This is a genomic window from Bittarella massiliensis (ex Durand et al. 2017) (assembly GCF_017566145.1).
Classification (GTDB): Bacteria; Bacillota; Clostridia; order Oscillospirales; family Ruminococcaceae; genus Bittarella; species Bittarella massiliensis_A.
Window position 1 is genome coordinate 1 of the sequence record NZ_JABFCL010000233.1, and the last position, 221, is coordinate 221.

General features: G+C 51.6%; 1 protein-coding gene. It reads right to left on the reverse strand.

Going from position 1 to position 221, the window contains the following annotated elements; all coding sequences use genetic code 11:
* On the reverse strand, positions 1–221 hold a 221-nt coding region (locus HJY11_RS14165; RefSeq protein WP_208076523.1), incomplete at both ends, for a DUF3794 domain-containing protein.

Sequence of the window (221 nt, forward strand, 5' to 3'; positions counted from 1 at the left end):
GGAACGCTCTGCTCCAGCCAGTCTGTCTTCCCGTCCTCGGACAAATACATGCAGAATACCAGGAGCTCGCCTTTGAGCTGCATCTCATCCTGTCCAAGGCGGATTTCCAGTTTCCGGCTGCTGACATCGGTCAAAAGAAGCTGGCCGACACTTTCTTTTGTGCCCGGAAGAGTGATCTCTTCTTTGATCCGGTAAGTATCCTTTTTCGTTGTGTGAAGCTC